Origin of the sequence: Streptomyces sp. NPDC001868 (assembly GCF_040297125.1) — a bacterium.
In the GTDB taxonomy this organism is placed as follows: Bacteria; Actinomycetota; Actinomycetes; order Streptomycetales; family Streptomycetaceae; genus Streptomyces.
Genome location: NZ_JBEOYO010000020.1, coordinates 76,834 through 91,613, shown reverse-complemented (window position 1 = coordinate 91,613; position 14,780 = coordinate 76,834). Strand labels below are relative to the sequence as shown.

At 71.6% G+C, this 14,780-nt stretch carries 14 protein-coding genes and 1 tRNA gene; 11 read left to right on the top strand and 4 right to left on the bottom strand.

Annotation, left to right across the window (positions count from 1 at the left end):
* Positions 1-107 precede the first annotated feature (107 nt).
* The 7 genes from ABT147_RS23680 (at position 108) to ABT147_RS23650 (ending at position 5,444) form a co-directional block, all read left to right on the top strand.
* Positions 108-416, top strand: coding sequence for a hypothetical protein (locus ABT147_RS23680; RefSeq protein ID WP_351409296.1), 309 nt, complete (start codon positions 108-110; stop codon positions 414-416).
* 90 nt (positions 417-506) lie between these two features.
* The gene (locus ABT147_RS23675) at positions 507-1,193 is read left to right on the top strand and encodes a class I SAM-dependent methyltransferase (protein WP_351409294.1); all 687 of its coding nucleotides are present in this window, start codon (positions 507-509) and stop codon (positions 1,191-1,193) included.
* Positions 1,190-2,074, top strand: coding sequence for a bifunctional DNA primase/polymerase (locus tag ABT147_RS23670; protein WP_351409292.1), 885 nt, complete (start codon positions 1,190-1,192; stop codon positions 2,072-2,074). Before ABT147_RS23675 ends, ABT147_RS23670 begins: the two co-directional genes overlap by 4 nt.
* On the top strand, positions 2,071-2,418 hold the full coding sequence (locus ABT147_RS23665) for a hypothetical protein (protein WP_351409290.1): 348 nt from the start codon (positions 2,071-2,073) through the stop codon (positions 2,416-2,418). Before ABT147_RS23670 ends, ABT147_RS23665 begins: the two co-directional genes overlap by 4 nt.
* Positions 2,415-3,662, top strand: coding sequence for a DUF3631 domain-containing protein (locus tag ABT147_RS23660; RefSeq protein WP_351409288.1), 1,248 nt, complete (start codon positions 2,415-2,417; stop codon positions 3,660-3,662). Before ABT147_RS23665 ends, ABT147_RS23660 begins: the two co-directional genes overlap by 4 nt.
* Positions 3,663-3,822: 160 nt before the next feature.
* Entirely contained in the window at positions 3,823-4,008 is a 186-nt protein-coding gene (locus ABT147_RS23655) for a helix-turn-helix transcriptional regulator (RefSeq protein ID WP_141596307.1), read from the top strand.
* A 59-nt stretch (positions 4,009-4,067) separates the two neighbouring features.
* Positions 4,068-5,444: a tyrosine-type recombinase/integrase gene (locus ABT147_RS23650; RefSeq protein WP_351409285.1), complete on the top strand. Its 1,377-nt coding sequence runs from the start codon at positions 4,068-4,070 to the stop codon at positions 5,442-5,444.
* A gap of 136 nt (positions 5,445-5,580) precedes the next feature.
* Here ABT147_RS23650 and ABT147_RS23645 read toward each other — a convergent pair.
* Positions 5,581-5,667, bottom strand: a tRNA-Ser gene (locus ABT147_RS23645).
* A gap of 110 nt (positions 5,668-5,777) precedes the next feature.
* Positions 5,778-7,499 carry a S1C family serine protease gene (locus ABT147_RS23640; RefSeq protein ID WP_351409283.1) on the bottom strand — a complete coding sequence of 574 codons (1,722 nt, stop codon included), beginning with the start codon at positions 7,497-7,499 and terminating at the stop codon, positions 5,778-5,780.
* A gap of 253 nt (positions 7,500-7,752) precedes the next feature.
* Here ABT147_RS23640 and ABT147_RS23635 point away from each other — a divergent pair, with 253 nt between their 5' ends.
* From ABT147_RS23635 to ABT147_RS23625, 3 genes are all read left to right on the top strand, one after another.
* The gene (locus ABT147_RS23635; protein WP_351409281.1) at positions 7,753-8,562 is read left to right on the top strand and encodes a glycerophosphodiester phosphodiesterase; all 810 of its coding nucleotides are present in this window, start codon (positions 7,753-7,755) and stop codon (positions 8,560-8,562) included.
* Positions 8,563-8,958: 396 nt separating this feature from the next.
* Complete coding sequence (locus ABT147_RS23630; RefSeq protein ID WP_351409279.1) at positions 8,959-9,501, top strand: ATP-binding protein; 543 nt, start codon at positions 8,959-8,961, stop codon at positions 9,499-9,501.
* A gap of 183 nt (positions 9,502-9,684) precedes the next feature.
* Positions 9,685-10,674, top strand: a complete 990-nt coding sequence (locus ABT147_RS23625) for a DUF5926 family protein (RefSeq protein ID WP_351409277.1) — start codon at positions 9,685-9,687, stop codon at positions 10,672-10,674.
* A gap of 254 nt (positions 10,675-10,928) precedes the next feature.
* Here the strand turns inward: ABT147_RS23625 and ABT147_RS23620 are convergent, their stop codons facing one another.
* A complete protein-coding gene (locus tag ABT147_RS23620; protein WP_351409275.1) occupies positions 10,929-11,699 on the bottom strand; it encodes a hypothetical protein in 771 nt (256 codons plus the stop codon).
* Positions 11,700-11,754: 55 nt separating this feature from the next.
* Positions 11,755-12,420 carry a bifunctional DNA primase/polymerase gene (locus ABT147_RS23615; RefSeq protein WP_351409273.1) on the bottom strand — a complete coding sequence of 222 codons (666 nt, stop codon included), beginning with the start codon at positions 12,418-12,420 and terminating at the stop codon, positions 11,755-11,757.
* A gap of 514 nt (positions 12,421-12,934) precedes the next feature.
* Between ABT147_RS23615 and ABT147_RS23610 the strand changes: the two genes are divergently transcribed.
* Entirely contained in the window at positions 12,935-14,458 is a 1,524-nt protein-coding gene (locus ABT147_RS23610) for a PP2C family protein-serine/threonine phosphatase (RefSeq protein ID WP_351409271.1), read from the top strand.
* The last annotated feature ends 322 nt before the right edge of the window (positions 14,459-14,780 follow it).

Below are 14,780 nucleotides of genomic sequence, written 5' to 3'. Positions count from 1 at the left end.
AGCCGCACGACAAGGAAGACGACAAGCGAACACCCCAAGCACTCCCACCCGCACGGGCCCGCGCCACCTACTGGCGCGGGCCCGCAGCACACCCGAGGGGAGCACCGATGAACCACCGCACCACGCCCGGCCAGATGGCCCCGCACATCCCCGCCGACGACTGGAACCGCGCACAGGCCACCGGACAGCCGGTCGTCATCGTCGTCAACGACACCCCGGCCGGCACCCCGTGGCGGCGCCTGCTCATCCCCTTCGCCATCGCCGGCGCCGCCGCGATCGGAGGCTGGGGACTGGTCGTCGCCGTCTGCACGGTGCTGGACGCCGCCGCCCACACCGCCACCGTCATCGCCGGGGCCGCCGGGCCCATCGGAATCGGCGGCATCACCCTCAAGCTCGCCCGCTCCAAGAACACCTAGCTACGCCAAGGGCGGCCCCCACTCACGCCAATGAACGCGGGGCCGCCCTTGCCAACCAGTCACCCATCAAGGAACTGGAGACCAACCAGCATGACTCAACCCACCGACATCCGGCGAGAGCGGCCCCGGCCGCGCCTGCTGGATCTGTTCTGCAAGCAGGGCGGCGCCGGCAAGGGCTACGCCGACGCCGGGTTCGACGTGACCGGCGTCGACACCGAGCCCCAGCCCCGCTACCCCCACCGGTTCGTGCAGGCGGACGCGCTCGCGTTCGTCCGCGAACACGGGGCCGGCTTCGACTTCATCCACGCCTCACCGCCGTGCCAGTTCTACAGCGACACCCAGCGCCTGACCGGCAACGCCCACCCCGACCTGATCGCCCCCACCCGCGCCGCGCTGGAGGCCACGGGGCGGCCGTACGTGATCGAGAACGTACGGGGCGCGGTCCCGCACCTGCACGCCCCGGTACTGCTGTGCGGGGGCATGTTCGCCCTGGAGACCTACCGGCACCGCTACTTCGAAACCGGGCGGTGGACGCTCACCGCGCCACGGCACCCGCAGCACACGGCGCCGGTCGCCAAGATGGGGCGCCCGATCCCGCCCGGCCACTTCGGGCAGTTCGTCGGCAACTTCTCCGGCGTCGACCACGCCCGCCGCGTCATGGGCGTGGACTGGATGAACCGCGACGGCATCCGCGAGTGCATCCCACCCGCCTACACCCAGCACATCGGCCGCACCGCGCTCACCCAGCTCTCCCCCGCGCTGGGGGTGGCCGCATGAGCGAGCACCTGCTGAACGCCGCCCTGACCGCCGCCGAGCGCGGCTGGCACGTCTTCCCCCTGCGCCCCCACACCAAGCGCCCCGCCCTTCACGGGGAGGCTTCGTGCCCCGGCACCGGCCCGTGTGCGGCCGGCCACCGGAAGTGGGAGCAGCGCGCCACCACCGACCCCGGCCTGATCCGGGCCACGTGGTCGCGGGCCCCGTACAACGTCGGCATCGCCACCGGCCCGTCCGGGCTGGTCGTCGTCGACCTCGACAAGCCCAAGGGCAGTTCGGACGCGCCTGACGGCGCGACGACCTTCGCGGCGCTCTGCGAGCGCACCGGCCACCCCGTCCCCGCCACCCGCCGGACGCGGACCGCGAGCGGCGGGGAGCACCTGTACTTCGCGGCCCCGGCGGGGGTGAGGCTGGGCAACACGGCCGGCACCCTCGCCCCGCTGGTCGACACCCGCGCGTGGGGCGGCTACGTCGTCGCCGTCGGCAGCACCACCCCCACCGGCCCGTACGAGCACGTTGGCGGCCCCGAGGTCGCTGAACTCCCCGTGTGGCTGCTGGAGTTGCTGCAACCGGCCCCCGCGCGCCCCATCACGCCGCTCCGGCTCCCCGCAGTCAGCGGCAACCGGGCGGCGCTGGCCGCGCTGGAAGCCGAGTGCGCCATCGTCGTAGGGGCGCCGGACCATCAGCGCAACATCACGCTCAACCGGTGCGCCTTCAAGGTCGGGCGCTTCGTCGCGTGGGGCGACCTCCCCCGGCACGTGGTGGAGGAGGCCTTCCAAGCGGCGGGGGAGGCGAGCGGACTCACGGATGCCGAGTGCCGCGCCACCATCCGCAGCGCCCTGAACAGCTCCCTGCGCAAAGCCCGCGCCCGGGATGCGGCATGAGTGCCCCCTCCCGCCTCCCCTTGGAAGGCCAACAGGGCACCCCCGCCGGACCGCTCGCCGCCGGACCGACCGCACCGCAGACGACTGTGGGCGAGCCGAAAGGCGCCGCCCGCAAGGGTGCCCCTGCTGCTGTTCGCCCTGACCCGCAGACGGTCACCATCACCGGAATCCAACCGGGTCTTCAGGTACGCCTCAACCCGCCCGTCGCCGACTGGCTGTGTGCCTGTGGCCACCACGAACGCGCCCGTGGACGCGCCGCCGTCATCGAGCTGACCACCCGCGTACGAGTCGGCCACTGCCCCCACCGCGCCACCAACGTTCAGGAAGGAAGGGCCGCCGCATGACCGACCCGACCCCCACCACGCCCGCCATCGACGGGGCCGCGCTGCTCGACGAGGTGGAAGCCTTCCACCGCCGGTTCAACATCTTCCCCACCGAAGCCGCCTACGTTGCCGTCGCGCTCTGGGACGCGCACGCCCACCTGATCGACTGTTTCGAGACCACGCCCCGGATCGCGTTTCTGTCCCCGGAGCCGGGATCGGGCAAGTCCCGCGCGCTGGAGATCGTGGAACTCCTCACCCCGCGCCCGGTCGCCACGGTGTCCGCATCCGCCAACGCCCTCTACCGGCTGGTCGACTCTGCCGAAGGACTGCCCACCGTGCTGTTCGACGAGGTGGACACCATCTTCGGCCCGAAGGCCGGCGCCGATGAGGCCCTGCGCGGATTCCTGAACGCCGGATACCGGCGCATCGGCGGCGCTCTGCGCTGCGTCGGAGACGGCTCCAACCAGAACGCGCAAATCTTCGGTTCCTACTGCGCGGTCGCCATGGCCGGACTCGGCTCCTTGCCCGACACCGTGCTGACCCGCTCGGTCATCGTCCGTATGCGCAAGCGCGCCCCGAACGAGAAGATCGAGCCCTACCGCCAGCGCATCCACGAGAAGCAGGGACACGCCCTGCGCAAGCGGCTCGCCAAGTGGGCCGACACTGTCCGTGACCAGGTCGCCAACGCCTGGCCCGAGATGCCCGAAGGCGTCACCGACCGGCCCGCCGACGTGTGGGAGCCCCTGCTCGCCGTCGCGGACGCGGCAGGCGGCGACTGGCCCAAGCGGGCCCGCGCCGCATGCCTGGAGCTGATCAGGACAGCCCACGACAACGACGAATCCTCGCTCGGGGTCCGTCTGCTGACCGACCTGCGCGACAAGGTGTTCTGCGGCATCGACCGGATGCCGACCGCAGCCATCATCGAATGCCTGCTCCGCATGGACGAAAGCCCGTGGGGCGACCTCGACGACAAGCCGATCAACGCCCGCAGCCTCGCCCGGATGCTCGGTCAGTACGTCACCCCCGCCCTCAGGCCGATCAAGCCGCGCGGTATCCGCACGCCGTCCGGCTTCCCCAAGGGCTACTACGCGGAAGACCTCACGGACGCCTGGAACCGGTACTGCTCTCCGTCCCCCGGAGAATCCGCCACGTCCGCCACGTCCGCCACGCCGCAGGTCAACGGGGGTGAATCCGTGGCGGATACCGCCACGGCCATCCGCCACACGCCTGCGGAAACCGCCACACAGCCCACCCTCGCCGGATAGTCCACCAGCACCTTCGAAGCCGCCACACCTGCCGGGTGTGGCGGCACCCATCCGCCACACAACCGCTCTCCGCCACACGATCAAGGCTCTGACCTGCGATGTGGCGGCGTGGCGGACGTGGCGGAGTCCCAGAGGGAAGAAGACAAGAGGAGTTACCGCCTTGGCCAGCACCGAGAAGCTCAAGCTCCGCGAAGTCCTCGAAGAGATCGAGATGAGCCGCGCCGCGTTCTACCGGATGCGCGCCCGTGGCAAGGCCCCCAAGCTCATCAAACTCCCCAACGGGCAGCTCCGCTGCCGACGTAGCGACCTCGACGCGTGGTGGGCGAAGCACGAAATGAGCGCCTGAACCAGCCCGCCCCGGAGGGCCTCGCTGAGCAGCGGGGCCCTCCTCCATGAGGGAGATCAATGCACAGCTACGACGTGCGCCTCTGGAGCGTTCGCAAGCGCCCCAGCAAGGCCGCCCCGTTCCAACTGCGCTGGCAGGTCGACGGGACGGAGTTCCAAGAGAAGTTCACGACCAAGACACTCGCGGACGCCCGCCGGGCGGAGCTGCTGACGGCAACGCGCAAGGGTGAGCCGTTCGACACCGAGACGGGGCTTCCCGTCTCGGAGGTACGCGAGCGGAACCGTACGAGTTGGTACGCCCACGCCCGTGCACACGCTGCCCGGAAGTGGCCGACTGCGGCAGCGAAGCACCGGGCGAGCATCGCGGAAAGCCTCACCATCGCCACCATGGCCCTGTGTCCGACGGGCAGGGGGCGCCCAGAAGACGACCTCTTGCGCCGCGCCCTCTACCAATGGGGCTTCAACGCCGGGCGTCACGACCAAGAGCCGCCGGAAGCGGAAGCCAAAGCACTGGTCTGGGTGGAGCGCAACGCGCCTGCCGTCGTCGACCTCGACAGCGCCAAGCGCGTGCGTACGGTGCTGGAGCACCTGGCCAAGCGGCAGGACGGGAAGTCGGCGGCGGCCAACACGTTCCGGCGCCGTCGCGCGGTGCTGAGCAACTGCCTGCGCCTGGCCGTTGAACACGAGTTGTTGCCCGGAAATCCCTTGCTCCGCGTGCACTGGGAGACGCCCAAAGCAGTGGAGGAACTGGACGTACGCAGCGTCGCTACGCCCGCACAGGCACGCGCGCTGCTGGACGCGGTCCGCGCGCAAGGGCCGCGCGGTGCTCACCTGGTCGCGTTCTTCGCGTGCATCTACTACGCGGCGATGCGCCCGGAAGAGGTGTCCATGCTGAGCGCCGACCAGTGCGACCTCCCCACGGAAGGGTGGGGGCGGCTCATGCTCGCCGGCGCCCGGCCGCAGGTGGGGTCCGCTTGGACGGACAACGGCAAGCCGTACGAGGAACGGCAGTTGAAGCACCGGGCCCGCCGCGCGGTCCGGCCCGTGCCCATCCCGCCGGTTCTGGTCGCCATACTGCGGGCCCACATCGACGCGTTCGGAACCACGTCTGAGGGGCAGCTTTTCAGCGCCGTACGGGGTGGTCCGATCCGCTCGCAGGAGTACAGCGCCGCGTGGAAGGAAGCCCGCCGGAAGGTGCTCACGCCCGCGCAGGTCGCCTCTCCGCTGGCCGCGATCCCGTACGACCTGCGGCACGCGTGCGTGTCGTTCTGGCTCCGCTCCGGGGTGAGCCTCGCCGAGACCGCCCGGCGCGCGGGACAGAGCGTCGCCGTTCTTCAGCGCTACTACGCCAAGGTGCTGGACGGCGAGGAAGCGAAGATGAACGCCCTGATCGAGCAGGGGTTGGCGGAGCACGAGGGCGAGGCCGAGAGGCCCTGATTCCTGGCCGCAGGTTGGCCGCACGCGCTGGTCAGGAGTGGGATACCGCCGAATCAGGGTGAGACAGGGTGCATGCGGAAGGGGCGCCGCTCCGGAGAGTGGCACCCCTTCTGACCTGCATAGCGTCTGACCTGTGCGGTGGGTGTGGGATTTGAACCCACGGTGACATCGCTGCCACGACGGTTTTCAAGACCGTTCCCTTAGGCCACTCGGGCAACCCACCCAGCGCGATCACCGGGGTGGTCGCGCGGGGACAAGACTAGCCGGTCAGTGGGGGACGGCGTGGGCCGGATGTGGGGGCGGGGTCCCGGGGGGGGGGACCCGGGGGAAAGGTCAGCTGTCGCCCTCGCGTTCGCCGAGGGTGACGTCCGCCGTCTGGGTCTTGCCGTCGCGGGTGAAGGTGAGGGTGACCTTGTCGCCGGGGAGGTGGGTCCAGATCTCGCCGATGAGGGTGGGGCCGCTGTCGATGACGTGGTCGTCGAGCTTGGTGATGACGTCACCGGGCTTGAGGCCGGCCTTGTCGGCGGGGCCGCCCGAGGTGATGGAGTCCGCGCCGCCCTCGCCCGAGTCCGTGATCTTCGCTCCGCCCGTGCCCTCCTCCAGGGAGACCGAGGCGCCGATCACCGGGTAGACCGGCTTGCCCGTCCTGATCAGCTGCTGGGCCACGTTCTTGGCCTGGTTGATCGGGATGGCGAAGCCGAGGCCGATGGAGCCCGCCTGGCCGGAGCCGAAGCTGCCGTTGCTGGCGGACTGGATGGCCGAGTTGATGCCGATGACATTGCCGCGGGCGTCGAGGAGCGGGCCGCCGGAGTTGCCCGGGTTGATCGACGCGTCGGTCTGCAGGGCGCTCATGTAGGAGGCCTTGCTGCTCGTGGAGCCGTCGCTGGAGGCCACCGGGCGGTTCTTGGCGCTGATGATGCCCGTCGTGACCGTGTTGGAGAGGCCGAAGGGCGCGCCGATCGCGATCGTCGAGTCGCCGACCGCGACCTTGTCGGAGTCGCCGAGTGTGAGCGGCTGGAGGTTCGAGGGGGCGTTCTTCAGCTTGATGACCGCCACGTCGTAGCCCTGCGCGTGGCCGACGACCTCGGCGTCGTACTTCTTGCCGTCCGGGAAGGTGGCCGACACCTTGCCGCCGTCGACGGCCTCCGCCACCACGTGGTTGTTGGTGACGATGTGGCCTTCCTTGTCGAACACGAAGCCGGTGCCCGTGCCGCCCTCGCCGTCGTTGCCGGACGCCTCGATGGTGACCGTGCTCGGCAGCGCGGAGGAGGCAACGGCGGCGACCGTGCCGGCCGCGCGCTTGACGTCGCCGCCGTTCTGGGAGGCCGAAACGGTCGTGGAACCCGTGGAGTTGTCGTTGCGGTCGGCCAGCGTGTAGCCGATGCCGCCGCCGACTCCGCCCGCGACCAGCGCGGCCACGAGGATCGCGGCGATCAGACCGCCCCGCTTGCCGCCCGCCGGCTTGGGGGCCGGCTGCTGCGTCTGCTGCCACGAGGAGCCCCAGCCGCCGTCACCGGGGCCTCCGGGACCACCGGCGCCACCGACTCCTCCGGCCGCGCCCACATCTCCGTACGCGCCGCCGCCGTGGTCCGCGTACGAGGGGACGGCGGGCGCTGCCGGAGGCGGCCAGGCCGCGTCGGGCGCGGAGGCCCCGGCGCCACCGGGTGCCTGGCCGTACCCCCCGGGCGCCTGGCCCATGCCGTATCCCTGCCCCTGGCCGGCGGCCGCCGCGTAACCGGGCGCACCTGCGGACACCAACTCCGGCTGCGGGTGGTGCGCCACCGGCTGGTGGGCCGTCGGCTGCTCCGCCTGCGGCACCGTCGGTTGTACGGCGGTCGCGCCCGGCTCGGGGGCCGTCGGCGGGATGGGCGGGAGCTGGGTCGTCGGCGCGTTGTCGGCGGTGGCTCCGGCCGGGGTCGCCGGGGCGGTGCTCTCCGCCGGTGCCGCGCTCGGCTCGTGCGCCGGGGCCGGCGCGGAGTCAGCGGGAGTTTCCACCGGCACGGGAGGTGCGGACGGGGCCGGGGGTACCGGGGTGCCCTCGTTCTCGGTGCTCACAGCTTTTCTCCTCGATCCACGGCTTCACCTTGTCGGCGTCGACTGTTCTTGGTCGCACAGCGCACTGTGCGCGAGTTTTGTATGAGGTCAGCTTTTCCCACGAGCCGTCAGGGCACCATAAGCGGTGCCTGTGGGTCCGGGACCATCCTTTATATAGGATCTATCGGACTAATAGCGCTTACCGTGCGTACGAACCCGGTCGTCCACGGCCACCGCCCCCACGCGTACCCCGTCACGGTGGCACCATGACGCGGTGACCCACGCACGACAGCTCCCGATTCAGGTCGTCGCCCACCGCGGGGCCTCCGAGGCGGCCCCCGAGCACACCCTGGCCGCGTACAAGAAGGCGATCGAGGACGGTGCCGACGCCCTCGAATGCGATGTCCGGCTGACGGCGGACGGCCACCTCGTCTGTGTCCACGACCGCCGCGTCAACCGTACGTCGAACGGCCGGGGCGCGGTCTCCGCCCTGGAGCTCGCCGACTTGGCCGCCCTGGACTTCGGCTCCTGGCACAACGGCGACGAGGCCCCCGACTGGGAGGTCACCCCCGAGGACCGGGCCGACACCTCCGTCCTCACCCTTGAACGCCTGCTCGAACTCGTGGCCGATGCCGGGCGTCGCGTGGAGCTGGCCATCGAGACCAAGCACCCCACGCGCTGGGCGGGCCAGGTCGAGGAGCGGCTGCTGGTCCTGCTGAAGCGGTTCGGCCTGGACGCCCCCGAGCCGGCCGCCGAGTCGCCGGTACGGATCATGAGCTTCTCGGCGCGTTCGCTGCACCGCGTCCGAGCCGCGTCCCCGACGCTGCCGACGGTCTATCTGATGCAGTTCGTCTCGCCCCGGCTGCGCGACGGGCGGCTGCCGAGCGGTGTCCACATCGCGGGCCCCTCGATCCGGATCGTGCGCAACCACCCCGCGTACATCGAACGCCTGCGGAACGCCGGCCACCAGGTGCATGTGTGGACCGTGAACGAGCCCCAGGACGTCGATCTCTGCGTCGATTTGGGCATCGACGCCATCATCACCAACCGCCCGCGCGCGGTCCTCCACCAACTCGGCCGCTGACGCCCGCCTCCGAGCCCCCGGAACGCACGGTCTCCGACAACTTCGAACACACCGATTCCGACAGCTTCCACCATGGCGTGGACGACGGCTTCGAACACATCCCTGTTCACACCTGCGACGGCCCCGCTCACGCCCGCGACGACCCCGTCGGCCTCCGTCAGCGCCTCCGCGCGGCGCTTGACGGAGGTAAGAATTCCGCCAAGACGGCCGGACCACACCCGAGGACAAGTCGGTACATCGGGGGCGAAATTCAGCCAGCCGACTACGGGGAGTGCACCGGCGCGTTCGATCCGTATTCGACTGCGATGAGTGCGTCAGAGCACGTGTGCCGGCCGGTTTCCAGTCCAGTCCAATGGGGCATTCACACCGTGGCGTGGGGCGAAGGAGGTCTCGGGGGTGGCGTTGGTGGTGGCACAGGAGGTGCCCACGTCGTCGAGCATGGCCGTACCCCATGGCCCTGCGGGCGTGGGGGAAGCGAGGCACCGGATGCGCGATCAGTTGCGCGACGGTGGTGTGGCGGAATCGGTCATCGACGACGCCCTACTGATCCTTTCCGAACTACTCAGCAATGCCTGCAAACACGGCAGGCCGCTGGACGACGCGCTGGCCGGTGACGGCGACGTGCGCTGCGCCTGGCGCATGGACCCCTCCGGGCGGCTCACGGTCGAGGTGACGGACGGCGGTGGTCCGACCCGCCCGGTTCCGTCCACGCCCTCGGTCACCGCACACGGCGGCCGCGGGCTGAACATCGTCACAGCACTGGCCGACGACTGGGGTGTCCGTGACGACGCCCGCGGCGAGGTCACGGTGTGGGTCGTCGTCCAGGACGACGTCTACCGCGCCCACCGCCGGGACGACTTCGCCACCCGCGTGGTCGCCCCCTCGGTCTCCGCCCTCCCCGACCTGGACTTCGCGGACGCGTTCGAGGACATGGACTGACCCGCCATCGCCCCGCCACCGACCCGGCACTGACTGCCGGGCAGGTGCGGGGCGGGCACAACCTGGCTTGAACCACCGGTTCCGGGACGACTCGGTGCGTTGTCCACAGGGTCCCGTCGGTCGTCGTACGAGCGGCTAGGCTCGCGCCAGTACGAGACGAGCCGTGATCGGGAGACACCCACGATGGCCAAGAAGCGACCCCACACGAAGGCCAAGCGCCCGCAGGGCACCGGCGGAGTCGGCGCAGCGGGCGCCGATGGGCAGGTTCCGGTTGTCGGCGCGCGCGAGCAATGCCCCTGCGGCAGCGGCCGCCGGTACAAGGCCTGTCATGGCCGGGCCGCCGCCCACGCGGTGACCGAGCTGGTGCAGCGCCCCTTCGAGGGGCTGCCGGGCGAGGGCGACTGGATCGCCCTGCGCGAGCTGGTGCCCGCCGCCACCGTCGAGCTGAAGCTGAAGGACGCGCTCCCCGAGGGCGTCCCGTCGGTGACGCTCGCCACCGTCCTGCCCATGGCGTGGCCCGCGCTGCGCCGCGACGACGGCTCGGTGCTGCTCGGCCTGCAGAACGACACGGCGTCCGGCGACATCAGCCGCGACCTCGCCGACACCCTCCAGCGCGCCCTGGTCGCCGAGCCGGGCACTCCGGTTCAGGGCCGGCGTGCCCCGGCCGACGGTCCGCGGCTGCAGGACCTGCTCGACCCCGAAGGTGAGTTCGAGCCAGTTGTGCACACGGGCTTCGAGTTCTGGGTCCCGGACACGGAGAGCACGACCCCGGAGGTGACCGCCTCCCTGGAGCGCGCCAACTCCGCGGCGATCCCGACGGTGAAGCTCGCGGGCGTCGACGCGGCGTACTGGTGCGAGACCCCCGAGAAGAACCATTTGCGATGGGTCATGCCGCACGCCGAGGAGCGGCTTCTGGACGCTCTCGCGCGGCTGCACGCGGCGGGGCGCTCCAGCCTCGGCGAGGGCACCCGCCTGGTCGGCTCTTTCCGTGCTCACGGCCTGACCGTCCCGGTCTGGGACCTCCCGAGCGGTGTCGGCGCGGACGACGTCGAGAAGCCGGCGGCCGAGTTCGCCGAGCGGCTCGCCACCGCCCTGGCCGACGAGTCCCCGCTCACCCCGGACGAGCGGCGGGCGCGCGGTGGCCTCACCAACCGGCAGGTCACGCTCAGCTGACGGACGGCGCGGCGCGGACGGGGCGGTCAACCGACCGAGTGCGTGCGAAGTGTGGTGACTCCTGTCACAACTCCCCTACGTGACAGGCAAATTCGTGTCCGAATAGCCAAGACCGAATTTGCGAAGCGCCGATCTCTTGTTACGGTTCCATTAGCCCGGTTGCTGGTGCATCCCCCGTCGCCAGCAACCGGGTCTTCTCATGCCCGGGATCGGAGCGGCTCCGCTGTACGGAACCCCGATCGGCGTCAACACCCTTACGAGCGGCCTGAGTTGCTCCCTGAGCGCAGCAACAGCGGCCCACCGCCGTCGGGTGCCGCGAACTCCGCGACGGCCGTGTACGCCCCCCTCACGCCCCGCGTACGCCCCCTGGGGGTCTCACACATCCCGGGCTCGTCGTGCGCGCCCACGGCGCAGTGCATCCGTACGGTGTGCCCGCCGGGCGCCATCATGCTGAGGACCGAACTGAGCTCCCGCCCGGTGGCGTTGCGGTAGTAGGTGCGGGCCCAGGTCTGGTCGCCCTGCGTGAGGACACACGTCTGCGCCTCGATGCCGTCGGGGGAGGTGAGGTCCGGGCCGCAGCGGGCGGCGGTGGCGAGTCCGAGGCCGAGCAGCGGACGCGAGGAGCGGGCGGCGTCGGCGCCGCCCGGCGTCTCTCCGTCCGGCTCGCCCGCCCCGCCCGCCTTCGGATCGGCGTGCCCGGACGACCCGTCGGCGTTCGCACCGGATCCGTCCGGCCGCCCGGCGGGCCCGCCGCCGAGTCCGGCGGCTTCACCGGCGCGGTCGACGGCACGGTCGGGTTCGGAGGTGAGGGCGCGCTCGGAGGCGGGGACGTCGCCGAGGGGGCCCGCGGAGGCGGCGAGGGGCAGGCCCAGTGCGACCGCGACCGCGACGGTCAGTCCCGCGAGACGGAGCCGACGTGGATCCGGCCCGCCGCGCGCCGACTTGGGTGCGCTACGGCTCCGGGGCGGGGGAGCGCTGTGACGGCCGCGCGACGGGGCCCCGTGGCCCCCGGGAAGACGCTGCATGTGCGGAAGATAACGACCGACCGGGGGCGACCGGTCCCGCGCGCGCCGGGCGGGCTCAGAACTCGGGCGCGCTCACACCCGTACGAGTGAGGGCGTCGACGACCGCGTCCACGACCGCCTCGACATCGGGCACCCACGGCGCGGCCGAACCGGGCAGCGGTGCGCGCTCCCAGCGGATCTGGCCGTGACCGGTCTCGGAGGGGGGCAGGGCCAGGTATCCGCCCTCGCTGTGGAAGCGGAGCGAGCCGGGGACGAAGTCCTTGGCGTAGAGCAGTTCGCCCAACTGCTCCATGGAGTACGGCGCGACGAGGATCGCCCAGCGGTGCGGGGCCGCGACCACGGGGCCGAGGCGCATACCGGAGCGGTCGAGCGCGGCGAGGGCACGGGAGGCGGCCAGGGCCGGCAGGCTCACCGCGCAGGGGGCGCTGCCGCCGGTGGCCAGCACGATCGGGGCGGTCGGCCGGTTGGTCCACCACCAGCGGACCATGCGCTCGTCCGTGGTGGCGGCGAGCAGCGGCGGGTCGAAGGGGTGAGCGCCGGGCACCACGCACTCCGGGTCCGGGCATCCGCAGCGGGCACGCCCCTGCGGGTCCGGCGCCACCCCCGGGAGTACGGGCCACTGCCATTCCGTCGCGAACGTCAGGGCCTGCTCAAGAAGCTCGGGCCTCCCGCCGTTGCGCTTGGACAGGAGCCTGCGTCGCTTTCCGGGGATCTCGCGCATGAGCGCTCGTCCTTTCCGTTGCACGCATGGCAACACCGTGGGGTCACATCACAACATGTGTCGTTCACTGCACTGTGCGTACCTGCTGGCGCATCACACCCCTGTCGCGGACAAGGGGAACCCCTGCGGGCCGAGCTCGGTTACGTCCGCGTCCATCGCTTGCGTCGACTTGCGTCTGTCAAAAGCATGGGCATGGCGTAGGGGTGGCGGCGCCTGGCGTTTTGCTGTTCCGCATTTGCTCGCCGCCTCCGCCACGGGAGGATGGGGCTCGGTCGTCGGTGGATAGGACGCCCGGTTCCGTCGCCAGGTTCCGGGTGGCCCTCGCCACCCCTGGTCTTCACCGAGTACGTACCCATCACGACCGCTGTGACGCTCTGTTGAACAAGGCCAGTCGACCTCAATACACCGTTCACCACAACACTTTTAAGCCAACTTTGCTTTTTCCAAAGGACTGGACAAGAAGTTGACAGGTGTCCAACAGTGCCTCACGGACACCAGATATCCCAGCAGGACAATGCTGGACATCCCCTCACGAGTGCGTGTACATGTGGAGAGACTGCTAGCGGCGCAGAATGACATGGGGGTTTGCGATGCTTTTGAGCAATACGCACCGGTCGGAAAGCCGGACACCATGAACGCCCCTCACCCTCCGAAAGTGGCTGGAATCGATTCAACGGTTCCCTCCCCCGCACACACTGTCGCGCCCGCGCCCACCGCCCCGGGCTCCCCATCGGCCCCTCCCGCCCCGGGACCGGGCACCGCTCCCGGGGCCGTTCTGCAGGACAGACTCGCGGGCTGGGTCTCGGACCTCACGACGCTGCACGAACTCACCGAACGCCTGGCCCGCACGGACTCACTCGACAGCGCCCTCAAGGAAACCCTGCACGCCGGAGCCGCCCTCGTCGGCGCCCGCCGCGGTCTCGTCGTCCTGGAACCGGGCGACGGACTCGGCCCGGACACCACCATCGGCCTCGGTCTCGGCCGCGCCGATCTCGGACACATCGAGACCGTGCCGCGCAGCTCCCTGCCGTACGGCCGCATCCTCGACGGGCTGCCGGGCGGCGACGGCGAGATCGCCCAGCCCGACCTGTTCGCCGAGGACGGGCTCGACCCCCGCCACCGCGAGGTCGCCGCCCGGCTCGGCTACGCGGCGAGCTACGCGCTCCCCCTGACCGCCGAGGGAGCCGGCCGGCTCGGCGCCGCCGTCTGGCTGTACGACGAGCCTGCGGAGCCGGTCGAGCGGCAGCGCCACCTCGTCGGGCTCTACTCGCGGTACGCCGCCGAGCATCTGGCCCGGCTGATCGAGGTCGAGCGCACCCGTGCGTCCATGGCGACCATCGCCGAGGAACTGCTCCCCTCCCGGCTGCCCCGCGTCGCCGGTGTCCAGCTCGCCGCCCGGCACCGCACGGGACCGCGCGGCGGCGGCGACTGGTACGACGCGCTGCCGCTGCCGGACGCCGCGCTCGGCCTCGCGGTCGGCTCGGTCACCGGGTCGGGGCCCAGCGCGATCGCCGCGATGGGGCGGCTGCGGGCCTCGCTGCGGGCGTACGCCGTGATGGAGGGCGAGGACCCCGTCGCCGTCCTCTCCGACCTCGAACTGCTGCTGCGCCTGACCGAGCCCGCCCGCTCCGCCACCGCGCTCTTCGCCTACGTCGAGCCCGCGCTGCGCAAGATCACGCTGGCCGGGGCCGGACACAGCCCACCGCTGGTGATCGGCGAGCGGCGCACCGAGTTCGTGGAGACGTCCCTGTCGGCGCCGCTCGGCATGCTGGCCTGCTGGGAGGCGCCCAGCGTCGAGCTGACCGCCGCACCAGGAGAAACCGTCCTGCTCTACACCGACGGCCTCCTTCAGCGCACCGGCGAGCCCGTCGACCGCGCCTTCGCCCGCCTCCACGCGGCCGCCGCCGGCGTCCCCCGGGCCCTGCGCACCGACCCCGGTGCCCTCGCCGACCGCATCCTGCGCACCGTCCTCCCGGACCACCTCGACGAGGCCGACGGCACGGAGGACGTGGTGTTGCTGGCGGCGCGGTTCGAGTAGGGCGGACTGTTCTTTGGGGGGTGGGGCCGCCGGGGTCGGGTGGGCGGCCGGGGTATCGCCTCGGCGCGCTGGGAGCCGTGTGTTGCGGGCGGGCGGGGGTGGGTCGCTCTGCCGAGGGGCGACGGCTCTGTGGCCTGCGGTCTTCCAGGGCGGCCCTTGGTTTCGCGTGCCTGGTGAGATCGCCTCTGCGGGCCGGGCGTGCTGGGCCTGTGCGCGGTGGGCGTGCGCGCCTCGTGGCTGCTTGCCGTGAGGGGGTGGTGACCCGTCGTGAGAGGTGCTTCGGGGCCCCTGGGTCTCCTTCGGTACGACCGTACGATGGACG

Excerpts from the sequence above, each read along its gene's own strand:
- ABT147_RS23680 (WP_351409296.1), top strand. The coding sequence starts at position 108 with ATGAACCACCGCACCACGCCCGGCCAGATGGCCCCGCACATCCCCGCC.
- ABT147_RS23665 (WP_351409290.1), top strand. The coding sequence starts at position 2,071 with ATGAGTGCCCCCTCCCGCCTCCCCTTGGAAGGCCAACAGGGCACCCCC.
- ABT147_RS23675 (WP_351409294.1), top strand. The coding sequence starts at position 507 with ATGACTCAACCCACCGACATCCGGCGAGAGCGGCCCCGGCCGCGCCTG.
- ABT147_RS23615 (WP_351409273.1), bottom strand. The coding sequence starts at position 12,420 with ATGCGCGAGATCCCCGGAAAGCGACGCAGGCTCCTGTCCAAGCGCAAC.
- ABT147_RS23620 (WP_351409275.1), bottom strand. The coding sequence starts at position 11,699 with ATGCAGCGTCTTCCCGGGGGCCACGGGGCCCCGTCGCGCGGCCGTCAC.
- ABT147_RS23610 (WP_351409271.1), top strand. The coding sequence starts at position 12,935 with ATGCTGGACATCCCCTCACGAGTGCGTGTACATGTGGAGAGACTGCTA.
- ABT147_RS23670 (WP_351409292.1), top strand. The coding sequence starts at position 1,190 with ATGAGCGAGCACCTGCTGAACGCCGCCCTGACCGCCGCCGAGCGCGGC.
- ABT147_RS23625 (WP_351409277.1), top strand. The coding sequence starts at position 9,685 with ATGGCCAAGAAGCGACCCCACACGAAGGCCAAGCGCCCGCAGGGCACC.
- ABT147_RS23650 (WP_351409285.1), top strand. The coding sequence starts at position 4,068 with ATGCACAGCTACGACGTGCGCCTCTGGAGCGTTCGCAAGCGCCCCAGC.
- ABT147_RS23660 (WP_351409288.1), top strand. The coding sequence starts at position 2,415 with ATGACCGACCCGACCCCCACCACGCCCGCCATCGACGGGGCCGCGCTG.